The organism is Gordonia jacobaea (assembly GCF_001186365.1).
In the GTDB taxonomy this organism is placed as follows: Bacteria; Actinomycetota; Actinomycetes; order Mycobacteriales; family Mycobacteriaceae; genus Gordonia; species Gordonia jacobaea.
Map to the genome: position 1 here is coordinate 537,174 of NZ_LDTZ01000015.1, position 12,529 is coordinate 549,702.

A 12,529-nucleotide genomic window follows, 5' to 3' on the forward strand; every position below is an offset into this window, starting at 1 on the left:
GGACCAGCGGGCAGCGCCGGTCCCTTCGTAACATTCGTAACAATTGCATCACCTGTACCAAGAATGCGGCACTCGCAGCGTTAGGCTCCCCTGGACACCGCCCCATCGCCGGGGCTTAGAATGACGCGCCGGCGTTTCCGGACAGGACGCCCGGGTAGGGTCCCCAGTGCACCGAGATTCAGTGCTCGATATCTACAGCGCTCGATGAGTCCCAGTGCCCGATAACTACACCGACAACCGATAGGACTCCGACAAGTGCGTCTCTCAGCACTGACCAGTCGCGCCCGCATCGCCGTGGCCGCAGCAACGGTCGCCGTCGCCGCTTCGCTCGCCGCCCCGAGCCTCGCGCACGCGGCACCTGCGCCCACCCAGGCCACGAAGGTTGACCAGCGCACGCTGGATTCCCTCGGAGCCTTCGCGCCCGCGATCATCGGCTCGGTCACCACCCCCGGACCGGACGGCAAGGTGAATGCGCAGCTGTTGCAGCAGGCGCGCGCGATGGCCGACCAGCCGGGTCTCCCACCACAGGTCGCCGCCACCTGGCAGAAGATCACCGACTTCCTCGGCGAGCCCGGCCGCCGGCAGGTCGCCCGGATCGAGGCCGCAAAGCCCGGCGACCCGGAGATCCCGCAGGGTCCGAACGCACCGAAGATTCAGGAGTTCCTCTACCCGACGCTCGGCTTCGGCTGCATGCCCGGCGGTGGCAACTCCCTCGGTCGCGCACTCGTGACGGCGGGTCCGCAGAAGGCACCGGCCCCCGGCCCCAAGCGCGGACAGGCCGGGTACGTCTACACCAGCCTCGGCACCGGTCCCGCAATCAACAACCAGGCCCGCAAGCTGCTGGTCAGCTGGATCAACATCGACAACGGCCGCACCGGCCAGTTCCAGCTCAAGCGCAACGCGTTGATCAACGCGACCGACGGACCGGGCACGTTCACCGGGATCGCATCCACCGGTAAGGGACGCGTGATCTCCACGATCTACGGCGACGTGACCACCAAGACCAAGGGCAAGGTGCTCAGCTGCACCATCATCCCGACGATCGGGCTCGCGATCATCTGATCCGACCCGGGTAGCACTCTCGGCAAAAGGCCGGGGAAGCAACACATGCTTCCCCGGCTTTGTCGTTTCCGGCACCCGAGATCAGACCGTCGGATCGCATCGCTCGGGGGCGGCGTCGGGGATCGCGTCGGGGTCGCATGCACATCACAGCTCGGACTCGCGACTTGCAGAGCCAACCTCAACCGTGGTCTCTTGTAACTCTAGAAACATCTGTCACATCAGCACCACGCTACGACGCGTGGGCTGATGGTCGTGTCGAGGAGAAGCATGCTGATGTCGGCTCAACCCACCGCAACCGGTCGCCGCGAGCAGAACCGCCGTCGAATCCGCGTGGGCGTTGCAGGAGCGGTCACGGCAGCCGCGATGCTGCTCGTCGTCCCGGCGACGGCATCGGCGGCACCCGCATTGCCCACCCCGCCGACGACGCTGGCTCCCGATCCTCAGGCGCTCGGCAGCGTTCCCCTCGACCACGAGCTCGCAGAAGCAGTCAAAGTACTCAAGGCCGCAGGCGTCGACCAGATGGCACTCAAGGCGGCCGAAGCCGTGAAGTCCTCGCTCGGGCAACTCTCCACCGCCGACATCGAGAGCAAACTCAACACCCTCTCCGTTGCCCTCGGTGGTGCGTCGGCCTCGCGCGACGTGAGCGCCACCGGCGTCGCACCCCATCCCGTCGCCGGTTCCGACGTCGGGTCCGTTCTCAAATTGCTCGGCATCCAACCGTTCTCGCCCGCCATCGCACCGTTCTGCGCGACGCCGACCGAAGACAACCCGCTCGGGCTCGTGACAGGCGCTGCCGGTGCGGCACCCGGGCCCTGGCCCGCCAAGGATGAGCCGATGAAGCTCGTCGAGCCCCTGGCGCCGCTGCTGAAACTCATCCCCGGCATCACGTTGCCGGAGAAGCTGAACCTCGTCGACAAGGGTGAGACCGCATTCGCATTCGTCCCGGCCACCATGGGCACCGGCACGGCCGACGACGGCCAGATGCAGGTCGCGTGGTTCAACACCTCGACGCTCCAGGGCGGCTTCGAGAAGCTCGCCCCGGTGACGGATGCGCGCGCGAAGGCCCTGCAGCCGTTGCTGTCCGGTGTGCGCCTCGCACCGGTCAAGACCGGAAGCGGCACCGTTCTCGCCGCCATCTACGGAACCTCGAACAACGCGGGACGCTCGTGCTTCTTCCTGCCCGCAGTCGGCGTGGTGAACGCCAAGTGACCACGTCATCTCGGCGTCGGAGGCCACGGAGGCGAAATCACGCATCGGACAGATCACTTCGGGTAGCGACGTGCGCAGCCTTGGTCACCGTGAGCCTCGCAGCAGCACCTGCCCTGGCATCGGCCGCGCCACCACTGTCGGGCGGTAACACGCAGTCCTCATCGGACACCGCCAAGACTTCCGGCGCCACAACGAGTGTCGATGCCACCACGACCACCGGGGCAACCACAGCCACCGGGGCGTCGGCAGGTTCGGTGTACTCGCGCCGGTCGATCCCGCAGCCGGATCTGGTGCCCGGCGCGGCGAATGGCACCGTGTTCACCTACGCGACAACCGGCGCAGATCACAAGCCGCGACAATCCAGTGGTGTGCTCCTGACGCCCTTCGGTTCCGTTCCCGCAGGCGGATTCCCGGTGATCGCCTGGGCACACGGCTCGCGTGGATTGGCGGACGGGTGCGCACCGTCGGTGCGGCCGACCGTCGCTGATCTCGACCAGGCACGCACATGGCTGTCGCGCGGATACGCTGTGGTGAGCACCGACTACGCGGGACTCGGAACCGCCGGCACGCCACAGTATTTCGACACAGACGCAACCGCTCGCAATATCGTCGACGCCGTGCGCGCCACCCAATCGTTACGCAGCGATGTCTCGCGTCGCTGGGCCGTCGTCGGTCAGGGGCAGGGTGCTGCAGCCGCCGTCACACTCGCTCGAATCGGCCAGACGCTCGGTGGCTCCACTCTGGACTTCCGCGGCGCAGCCGCATCGTCGATCCCGGCCCAATTCTCGTCGCTGCTCACCAAACTCGGCCCGGGCACCGTCAACCTGCCCGCCGGGCTGACGGCCGACGCCCTCTACACCCTCAGCGCCATCAGCAGCGCACGCCCGTCCGTCGACGTCGTCGACTACCTCACCGAGAGCGGCAGAAGCTGGTTGAACCGCGCCGCGCAACTGTGCGTCGCCGATCTGACCCGCGAGGTCGACGGCATATCACTGGGATCGCTGTTCTCCAAACCACTTTCGGGCAATCGTGAGCTCGCAGGCGTTCTCGAGGCGGCCTCGGTGTTGCCGGTTCGTGGCTTCACCCGACCGGTGATGATGACGCAGGGCCTCGTCGACCCGTCCGTGATCGTGCCACTGACACTGAACTACATCAACGACGCCCGGATGGCCGACAGGCAGGTCTCTCCGCGACCGTATCTGACCCTGTCTGCCGACAGCGCAAACCGGATGGCCGACAACGACATCCGATCGTTCATCGCCACCACCATGCGCTGATGGCGGACTGACAGCGAGCCGCGTCGGCGAGGTTTCCTCTCGCCTACGCGGCGGCGTCGGCTGCCGCGAGCGCCGCGGGAGCATTCGGGACACGACGCACCGCCGCCCTCACCAAGCCGATCCCGCTCGTGCTGCTCGCGGGGCGAGCATTACTGCGTCGACAGGAACGACAACACACCGGTCTCGGCATCGACGACGCGCTACTCGCCTGCGCCATAGCGTTCTCTGCGGCAGGTGACCGCGCGATGCTCGTCGAAGAGTTCACGCCGACCGACACCGAAGCCGATCGCGTGACAAAGGATCGTCGACTCGCGACGGGTGCAGCGCTTTTCGGAGCCGCCCAACTCAGCTATTGCGCACTACTGTGGCGCCGCGGCGCCCGGCCGACGGTCAAGGCGTTCGTACCGAGGATGGCGGCGCTGGGCGAGTCGGCCGCGATCCTGGCCGCCAACCGACCTCGCCCCCTGCTCGTGCTGGCGCCGTACGGCACCTCGTTGGCGTCGATGTCGACCCTCGCGGGCACTGTCGATACCCCGCAGCCTTCGGCTCGCGTCGGCGGGCTGTTGTTCCTCGCATCAGATTTCACGATTCTCAACCGCCGCCACCTGATCGCGGGCGCCATGGCGCGACGCCTCAGCGAAGTCTGGGTTCTCGCAAGCTATTTCGCGGCACAGTACCTGCTCACCGATGCCGTCGACATCGCCAGGTCAGCCGAGACCGACTGAATTCAGACCTAACTCGACTGACCTAACTCGACTTGGCCCGCTTCGTCGCCTCGAAGCGCGAGAGATCGTCTGCCGCAACGGCATCCATCTCCTCGAGTTCGAGACCCTTCGTTTCACGCACCTTGGCCCTGACGAAGAAGAACGACGCCGCGGCACAGAACGCGAAGAAGCCGTAGACCCACCCGAGTCCGAGGGTCGAGCTGGCCTCCGGGAAGAGCATCGAGATGGTGAAGTTCGCCAACCAGTTGAAGGCGGTACACACACCGAGCGCGACCCCGCGGATTCGGTTGGGGAACATCTCGCTGAGCATGACACACATGACCGGACCCCACGTGGCGGCGAACGCGATCACGAAGAGGTTGGCTCCGATCAGCGCCACGACACCCCAGTGCCCGTTGAGCGTCAGGCAATCGGAATTGGTGTTCCCCGGGGTGCACTGCGTATCGCCGACAGAACCGGTCTCCTTGTAGTGCGACTGTGTGAACGCAACGCACGCCATGATGAGCCCGATGAACATGCCGACCGAACCCCAGAGGAGCAGCACCCGCCGCCCGATGCGGTCGACGAACAGAATCGCCACGAACGTCATCACCACATTGATCGCCGACGTGATGACCGACGTGGTGAACGCGGAGTCGGTGCTGAAGCCGACGGACGTCCACAGGCTCGTCGAATAATAGAAAATGGCGTTGATACCGACGAACTGTTGGAAGATCGCCAGCCAGATACCCACCCAGACAAGCGGATGCAGACCGAACGAGGGACCGCGCAAATCCGACAGCTTGGCCGACGATTCACGCTTGACGGTCAGTTTGATCTCTTTGACACGGTCGAGCGGATGCTGCTCCCCGGTGACCTCCTGCAGGATGCGGGCGGCCTCCTCGTCGCGATTGTGCCCGACGAGATACCGCGGAGATTCGGGGATCAGCAGCGCGAGAATGCCGTACACCACCGCGGGAATGACGCCGACCAGGAACATCCACCGCCAGGCCTCGAGCCCCCACCACAACGTGTTCATCGGGTCACCGCCGGGCGCGGCCTGCTGAAAGAGCTTGTCCGACAACAACGCGGCGAAGATACCGAGCGTGATGGCCAACTGCTGCATCGACGCGAGCGCCCCGCGATAGCGCGCCGGTGCGATCTCGGCGATGTAGGCGGGAGCGATCACCGACGCGATACCGATGCCGAGTCCGCCGATCACACGCCAGATGAGCAGATCCCATACCGTCTGCGTGTAGGCGGTTCCGATGGCCGATGCTGCGAACATCACCGCACCGAGAACCATCACGCGTTTGCGACCCCACACGTCGGCGAGACGACCGGCGAACCACGCACCGACAACGCAACCGAGCAGCGCGATCGCGACGGCGAAGCCCTTGAACAGCGATCCCAGCCCGAAGGTGTCCTGGATGGAGTCGACGGCGCCGTTGACCACGGAACTGTCGAAGCCGAAGAGGAATCCGCCGACGGCCGCTGCGACGCTGACGCCGATGACCCGCGCAGTGTGTTGATCAGATGAAGGGGCAGAACGAGCTTGTGACATTGCCTGACCTCGCCTCGATGCTCGGTTCGCGGGGCCCCAGCGCCCCAGACGTGATTTTCACGTTACCCAATGTTGTTCAGCGTGAAGGCGTTTTGCACGGCACCACACCCGAAACCGTGACAGGGCGACGAGATCGAGCTCAGATCGTGACAGTCGGGCGTTCAGAAAGCAGTTGCGGTGCCGCGGCACGTCGAGAACTGCGGGTTGACCATCGGCAGGAACGCGATGGCCCCGATCTTCTGTCGAATGACGAACGAGACCGGCCCCGCACCCGGATGAATGTCGATCTGCCAGGAGATGTTTCGTGCCCGGCTCGGCGCACTGACCACACCCGTGCGGCCTGTCGCCAGGTTGCGCCACGAGACCGTGACGTCCATGGAGTACTCGACGAGTCCTGCCTTGCTGCGATCGGTTCCGATGAGTTCGATGGCCGGGGGCGGCAGGCCGTCCGAGGGGAAACGGATGCCGTTGAAGACATCGACGTGGATGCGCAACGGCCCCAGGGGCCACGGGTTGGCGCTGTCGCACCTCATCGAGGTCACGAAGTTGGGGTTGCTGTTCTCGGGAATCGCCTGCGCACCGCCGACGCCGACGGTCGTCAGTCCCGTGACGGCGACCACTGCGGCACCCACGAGCGCCGCGACCCGGCGCGTCGCGACCTTGCTTGCACCGACTACCCCTTCGCGCATGGCGCAAGTGTAGAAGTCCCTAGGATGAAGCCATGGCAAAACTGCAGATTGCCCAGGACCCAGCCGCAGACGAACTGCTGTCGACCGACCCATTCGCACTGCTCACCGGTATGTTGCTCGATCAACAGTTTCCGATGGAGCGCGCGTTCGCCGGGCCCGCGAAGATCCGGGACAGGTTCGGTTCGCTCGATCCCGAAGCGATCGCCGACGCCGAACCAGAGGCCTTCGCCGACCTGTGCGCCACACCGCCCGCCATCCACCGCTACGGCCGCTCGATGGCCGGCAGGGTGCAAGCGCTCGCCCGCGTCATCGTCGACGAGTACGAGGGAGACACCGCGCGGCTGTGGACAACGGCAACGACCGGCAAAGAACTGTTCGACCGCATCCGCGCACTGCCCGGGTTCGGCGATCAGAAGGCGAAGATCTTCACGGCACTACTCGCAAAGCAACTCGACGTCGCCCCGCGAGGCTGGACCACGGTCGTCGGCGACTACGGTAAGAAGGGATTTCGCTCGGTCGCGGACGTGACCGACCCCGACTCACTGCAGAAGGTTCGGGACTTCAAGAAGGCCGCCAAGGCAGCGGCGAAAGCAGGCGATCAGGCGTCGTCGAAAGGCTAGGGTGTCGTGGTGGTCGAAGAACGTGGCACCGACGCCGACATCGTGCCTGTGGACATCCGCTCGGCCGTCGACCTGCCGTTCCGCCTGGGATTCGCGATAGCAGGTGTGGCACTGACCGCCGCGGAATCGGCGGTCACCATTGCGCGAGTGACTGCGACGAGTGTGCAGCACGAGATCGGACAGGCCATCGGTGTCTCCGGGGCCGAACTCGGCGGCGCACGCGCTCCGCTCGCGCTGCTGGCTCAACTGAGCGATCTGATGTCGCCCGACCGCCCACTGGGCAGGCTGATCGCGCCGGGAGGTCCGCTCGAGCGGCTGGTGACGCCCGGCGGCGTCGTCGACCGCCTCACCGCCAAGGACGGACTTCTCGAGAAGTTGACGGCCCCAGGCGGGATCTTCGACCAGATCACCGACGAGAACGGCATCCTCGTCCGGCTCACCGCCAAAGACGGGCCACTCGACCGGCTCACCCGAGAGGGTGGAGTCGTCGACCAGTTCACCGAGAACGAGGGCATCCTCGAGCGCCTGACGTCCGAGGGCGGGATCGTCGACCAGCTCACCGCTCCCGGTGGCGTGCTCGAGAAGGCGACAGAACCCGGTGGCGTCCTCGACCGGCTCGCGGCCGACGGGGGTCTTCTCGACCAGCTCGTCGGCGAGAACGGAGCGGTCGAGCGAGCTATCGCGCCCGGCGGCACGCTCGATCGCATCACCGAACTGACCGAGGTCATCGCAACGCTCGCACCGAATCTCATCGCGATGCAAGACACCGTTCACGAACTCGCAGAGACCGTCGACCTTCTCAACCAGACGGTGGCACCGCTCGGCGGGCTCGCCGACCGACTGCCGAAGCGGCTCACACGTGGCTCGCGGAATTCCCTTCCGAGCGGCCACGATCCATCGCGGGCGCCGCACGACCAGCTCTGACGCCGCTGGTCCTGACGGCGTCGAGCTGGTCTATCGCTTCGGACAGCAATGTCAGGTAGTCGTCGACGTCGGGAGCGATTTCCGGCGACGTCGTCACCGAGATGGTGACTTGATCGGCGATTCCGTGCACGCCGTGCGTCAGCCCCTGCACAGGAGAGAGCGCAGGGAATCCCGTTGTCGCGAGGACGGGTCTGCCATCGAGCATGAGGTCGCCCGCACCACGGTTCACCGACGACACGACGGTGACTCCGGTGATGCGCTCGGGAACTGCCGTCGGGTCGAAATGGCCGATGCCCCAACGGGTCAACGCGGCGGGAGTCGCGGCGGTGGCCGCACGCGACGCGACGCGCGCAGGGTCCTCGTCGGCGCGGCGGGCGGCGTCGATCTCGCCGGCGATCAGGCGAGCCCGCTGCGCAAGATCCGACTCGTCGACGTGGAGGTCGACGCCGACGTTGCGGAAATTGTTGCGGCGAGAGCTCTTGCTTCGGAAGTTGTTGCGTGACAGCCGCTTTGAGTTCCTCGCAACGGTGAGCTCGACAACGAGGCGGCCGTCTGGGTCACCGAGGAACGTCGGCAACGCCAGCGAAATCGCAATTAGCGCGCCGACTGTGACACCACGATCACCGATGCGCAGAGCATCACGCTCCACGGTGAGCGTGCGCAGGGTTCGGCCCGTGCCCGGTGCACGGTTCAGCCGCGAGAGCAGCACTCCTGCAGCCTGCCGCGGTGGAGCCGCCCGATATCGTTGCCAGGCAACGAATCCGCGGGCGATCATCCACGCGAACTGCGCGGGTAGACGCGCCGCACCGATGACCGCACCAGCGACGCGCAACGTCGAATCCGGAAGTGCGCGTACCGGATACGCGGGGTTCGCCGGCATCGGTGCCACAGGTCCGAAGAGGTCGCGCGTGATCGCCGCGGTGCGTCGACCGTCCCCGAGCGCGTGTGAGACCTGCAGGGCGACGACGACCCCGGCACGAACCCCGCCGCTCGGACCGGCGGAGGCGTCAGAAACCTCGACGCCAGAGTGCTCGATGCCCGGAACGCCCAACACGTGAGCGAAAAGATGTACCCGCCAGGCCATCTCAGCCGGATCGAGCTGCTCGGACATCCGGTCCGCCAAGATGGCCAGACAGTCCTGCCAGGTGCGCTCGGCGTCGTCGACGACGAACTGGCTCGGCAGAATGTCGGCGTGCACCCAGTAGGGCCGATCGAGAGTGAACGGTATGTCCAGGACGCGCAGTCTCAAGTCTGCGACGCCCGCCGCCCTCGTCGCGATCCACGCTGCGAGTTCACCGGCGTCGCCCGGACGGTCGTCGGCGAAGACGTAGACGACGAACTGGTCGTTGGGGATGATCGGCGCCATCCAATACGGCACCACATCCGCGGCCGACATCCGTTGCATCCGGCGAGACCGGGTCAGCTCGTGGGTGTTTCGAAGTGGACGAGGCCCTGGACGTGCACGTCGGAACCGTCCACGGCCGACCGGATCAGCTCGATCTCGGGTCCGAGCACGGCAGCGACCTCGTCGTAGGAGTAGGTCGGAGGAGCCGTCACGGTGACCCTGATGAGTTTGCGGCCCCTGTCGTCGAGAGCCTTGGCCGAGACGTCGTCGAACATCGTGTGTGTCGCGAGGTCGGCGGCGACCGCGTTCGCGATCAGTTTGGGTGCGACGACCAGGTCGCCGTCGTCGTTGCTGCCTGCGAGTTCGAGGTCGTCGACCTTGCTCGGGCGAATGGCCGTGGAGATCAGTGACCATCCCCAGATCAATCCGATGAGGACGATCCCGAACAGCACCAACGTCCACCAATCGGTGCCGTCGAGGCGTGCGGGCCAGCCCGAATCGAGGTGGTCTGCCCACTCCCGAACCTTGGGCACATCGAGTTGCCACAGCACTGCACCCACTCCGACGACGAGGCAGATCAGACCGATCAGCCCTGCCGTTATCCGATGAAATGACGCGGGTCCGCGGTTCATCGCGATGCCCCCTTCTTGTGTCGGGTGACAACCTTGAGCTTCACGCGCAACGGCTTCTCCAACGACGCCGCGACACCATCGAGCGTGTCGTGCAGCGCCGACTCGTCGACCTCGGAGTCGGTGGTCACGAGCACCTTGGCGCGCCGTCGTCCGACGACCGTTGTCGCATGTTCGACGCCCCGCACCGACAGCGCGGCCGTGCTGAATCGGCGTGCGACATCGCCACGTCGAGTCCAGAGGACCTCGAAATCGCCGAGACTGACGTGCGTGCGCCTGCGCGGCGCCAATGCCGTCCACAGCAGGAGAAGGCCGACGATGATGAAACCGATTGCGGCAGCCCACATCCAGTCCTGCCACGTCGCGCCGTCGAGCCAGTCGGCAGCGGCCTGAAACCACCGGGTGCCCGAGATCCAACCCACTTCGACGAGCAGGTCGTGGATGGCGACCGCGACCAATGCAAGCAGTAGGACGCCAATGATCACCCCGGACACAACGGATTTCGGCCCTGCCGAGGGATTGAAGACCTTGCCCTTGTGCGTGTCAGCGGTATGAGCGCGGATCACGGCACGTGCATGCTTGTCTTCTGCGTGCTTGCCTTCTGGGGTCTTGGCCTCTGGCGTGGCGTCCGGCGCGGCCGTGCTCATGACTCCTCCTCGCTGGGTTTGGTGTCCTGGTCTCGATCGCTGTTCTGGTCCACACGATCCGGCGAATCCCCGGACTCAGCCGACGGATTCGGGATCTCGACGAACCCCGACTGGCGACGCTTTGCCTGCGTGGCCGTCACGATCTCGGCGACCGTCACATCGACGCGTCCGGGACGCACTCCGGTCAGTCGGGTGACCTCGGCGGCGACGTGATCACGAACCTCCGCGCACACCGAGGCAACCGCACACGGCCACTGCAGTGAGATGGTGAGCTTGATGACCGGCGCGGTCTGTGACATGTCGGTCGACGCAGACGGATAGCCGCCCGCAAGCGGGTTGAGCGAATTCAGTACCGACGCACCCTTGCCGTCGGATTCGATCACACCGTCTACCCCGAGAGCGGCCCGCTCGGCAATCTTCTCGCCGACGCGGTCGTCGAGAATCAGACTGCCGCGCGCCCCTGGGTCGGACGAGTCGGCGGCCTCTGGAGACAGTGCGGGCGCTGCCGTGCCGACCGCCGACTTGCCTAGGTCGCCGCGGGTGACGGTGACTGCATCAGCCACGGTTCCGACTCTTCAGCACATGGCCGAGATCGAGCACACCGTCGCGGTGCAGCCCGATGACCAGTCCCACCGCTCCGAGGACGATGGCCAGGATGAAGCCGGTGAAGCCTCCGGTCGTTGCCGCGATTGCGAGGAGCAATCCGACAATGAGACCGACGACAGCGTTGTTACTCATCGTTGTTCACCTCTGTTGATCGAGTTGGATTTGCCTGCGCCGATGTACTCCCGACGGGAATGTCACCAACGGGAATGTCGCCAACGGGGATCTCCCCTGCGGCCGTATCCCCGCCTGATGTGCTCTCGGGGGCGTCGTGGGACTCGGCGGGTCCCACCGAAACGTCCTCGACGACGACGGAGACCGGCACACCCGCTGCTCGCGATGCGGCAGTGACAACGTCGTCGGCGACCGCGCGCAGGTCGTGGTTGATGTCGACGATGATGTGCACCTCGCCGGAGTCGTCGGACATGCGCACACCGCTCACCCGGCTTCCGGGCAGATAGGTTGCGACCTCGCCGAAAACTCCGGCGTGCAGACCCGTGACCCCGGGAACCGCCTGCGCGGCCGCGGCGACCTGCTGCGCAACCGATCCCGCTTGCGAGGACTCGGATTGAGAAGACTCAGACATCACTGGACCCGCGGCGTGCTCGACGAGTCGTCGTCGTCATCGTCGCCGAAGTGGATGTCGTGCACGGTGACATTCACCTCCGTCACTTCGAGACCGGTCATCTGCTCGATCGAGGTGATCACGTTGCGTCGGATGGCTGCTGCGAGTTGGTGAATCGCGACGCCGTAGTCGGCGACGATCGAGACGTCGACGGCGGCCTGCCGCTCCCCGACCTCGACGTTGATGCCCTGTGTGGTGCTGGTGCCCGTGCCCGGGATCACCTCGCGGACCTTGCCGACCATGCGCTCGGTCGCGCCGCCCACGTCGTAGACGCCGTTGATCTCGCGGGTCGCGATGCCTGCGATCTTGGCGACAACCTGGTCGGCGATCGACGTCCTGCCGCGCTCTCCGGCGGGCGCCACCTTCTTGGAGGCATCAGCCAGTGCGACGGCGCTGCTCTTCGCGCCCTCGGTGCCGGTGGTGCCCGACTGGTTGGTTGCGGTTCCTGTGGCTGCGTTCTCGGCCATGACGCTCCTCTTTCCTCATTCTCGTCCCATGTGGACGGTCAGACGACGGGTCCCGACGACCTCGAACGCTCGCGCCGACCTTTCGACGCGCCGTCCGGCGGTAACCGAGACGGGGGCGGTGACGGCGGGATCTTTGACCCGCTTCCTCATCGCGCCCGTATAAG

14 protein-coding genes and 1 pseudogene are annotated in these 12,529 nt (G+C 66.0%); 6 read left to right on the forward strand and 9 right to left on the reverse strand.

Annotated features, from left to right (window positions below):
• The first annotated feature begins 255 nt into the window (after positions 1 to 255).
• The 4 genes and pseudogenes from ABW18_RS08405 to ABW18_RS08420 all read left to right on the forward strand — a co-directional run.
• The gene (locus tag ABW18_RS08405; RefSeq protein WP_049698488.1) at positions 256 to 1,062 is read left to right on the forward strand and encodes an Rv1157c family protein; all 807 of its coding nucleotides are present in this window, start codon (positions 256 to 258) and stop codon (positions 1,060 to 1,062) included.
• A 267-nt stretch (positions 1,063 to 1,329) separates the two neighbouring features.
• The gene (locus tag ABW18_RS08410; protein WP_049698489.1) at positions 1,330 to 2,271 is read left to right on the forward strand and encodes a hypothetical protein; all 942 of its coding nucleotides are present in this window, start codon (positions 1,330 to 1,332) and stop codon (positions 2,269 to 2,271) included.
• Between the two features lie 89 nt (positions 2,272 to 2,360).
• A complete protein-coding gene (locus ABW18_RS08415) occupies positions 2,361 to 3,548 on the forward strand; it encodes an alpha/beta hydrolase (protein ID WP_231894277.1) in 1,188 nt (395 codons plus the stop codon).
• Between the two features lie 32 nt (positions 3,549 to 3,580).
• Positions 3,581 to 4,273, forward strand: a pseudogene (locus tag ABW18_RS08420) (lysoplasmalogenase); the annotation flags it as partial.
• A gap of 22 nt (positions 4,274 to 4,295) precedes the next feature.
• Here ABW18_RS08420 and ABW18_RS08425 read toward each other — a convergent pair.
• Complete coding sequence (locus ABW18_RS08425; protein WP_049698491.1) at positions 4,296 to 5,816, reverse strand: sugar porter family MFS transporter; 1,521 nt, start codon at positions 5,814 to 5,816, stop codon at positions 4,296 to 4,298.
• Positions 5,817 to 5,977: 161 nt separating this feature from the next.
• Positions 5,978 to 6,505: a hypothetical protein gene (locus tag ABW18_RS08430; RefSeq protein WP_049698492.1), complete on the reverse strand. Its 528-nt coding sequence runs from the start codon at positions 6,503 to 6,505 to the stop codon at positions 5,978 to 5,980.
• Between the two features lie 32 nt (positions 6,506 to 6,537).
• Here ABW18_RS08430 and ABW18_RS08435 point away from each other — a divergent pair, with 32 nt between their 5' ends.
• Positions 6,538 to 7,125 (forward strand): HhH-GPD-type base excision DNA repair protein, encoded by a 588-nt coding sequence (locus ABW18_RS08435; RefSeq protein WP_049698493.1) that lies wholly within the window; start codon positions 6,538 to 6,540, stop codon positions 7,123 to 7,125.
• A 9-nt stretch (positions 7,126 to 7,134) separates the two neighbouring features.
• A complete protein-coding gene (locus tag ABW18_RS08440; RefSeq protein WP_049698635.1) occupies positions 7,135 to 8,049 on the forward strand; it encodes a hypothetical protein in 915 nt (304 codons plus the stop codon).
• Here the strand turns inward: ABW18_RS08440 and ABW18_RS08445 are convergent.
• Genes ABW18_RS08445 through ABW18_RS08475 form a run of 7 tightly spaced genes read right to left on the reverse strand, consistent with a single transcriptional unit; the run spans position 7,979 to position 12,365 of the window.
• On the reverse strand, positions 7,979 to 9,454 hold the full coding sequence (locus ABW18_RS08445) for a WS/DGAT domain-containing protein (protein WP_049698494.1): 1,476 nt from the start codon (positions 9,452 to 9,454) through the stop codon (positions 7,979 to 7,981). The two genes, ABW18_RS08440 and ABW18_RS08445, sit on opposite strands and share 71 nt — an antisense overlap.
• 14 nt (positions 9,455 to 9,468) lie before the next feature.
• Positions 9,469 to 10,026 (reverse strand): Asp23/Gls24 family envelope stress response protein, encoded by a 558-nt coding sequence (locus ABW18_RS08450; protein WP_049698495.1) that lies wholly within the window; start codon positions 10,024 to 10,026, stop codon positions 9,469 to 9,471.
• Entirely contained in the window at positions 10,023 to 10,670 is a 648-nt protein-coding gene (locus ABW18_RS08455) for a DUF6286 domain-containing protein (protein ID WP_053117402.1), read from the reverse strand. Before ABW18_RS08455 ends, ABW18_RS08450 begins: the two co-directional genes overlap by 4 nt.
• Complete coding sequence (locus tag ABW18_RS08460) at positions 10,667 to 11,233, reverse strand: Asp23/Gls24 family envelope stress response protein (protein ID WP_049698496.1); 567 nt, start codon at positions 11,231 to 11,233, stop codon at positions 10,667 to 10,669. The genes ABW18_RS08455 and ABW18_RS08460 overlap by 4 nt, the downstream gene beginning before the upstream one ends.
• Complete coding sequence (locus ABW18_RS08465; RefSeq protein ID WP_049698497.1) at positions 11,226 to 11,408, reverse strand: DUF2273 domain-containing protein; 183 nt, start codon at positions 11,406 to 11,408, stop codon at positions 11,226 to 11,228. The genes ABW18_RS08460 and ABW18_RS08465 overlap by 8 nt, the downstream gene beginning before the upstream one ends.
• Positions 11,401 to 11,859: a hypothetical protein gene (locus tag ABW18_RS08470; protein ID WP_049698498.1), complete on the reverse strand. Its 459-nt coding sequence runs from the start codon at positions 11,857 to 11,859 to the stop codon at positions 11,401 to 11,403. Before ABW18_RS08470 ends, ABW18_RS08465 begins: the two co-directional genes overlap by 8 nt.
• On the reverse strand, positions 11,859 to 12,365 hold the full coding sequence (locus ABW18_RS08475) for an Asp23/Gls24 family envelope stress response protein (RefSeq protein ID WP_049698499.1): 507 nt from the start codon (positions 12,363 to 12,365) through the stop codon (positions 11,859 to 11,861). Before ABW18_RS08475 ends, ABW18_RS08470 begins: the two co-directional genes overlap by 1 nt.
• Between the last annotated feature and the right edge of the window lie 164 nt (positions 12,366 to 12,529).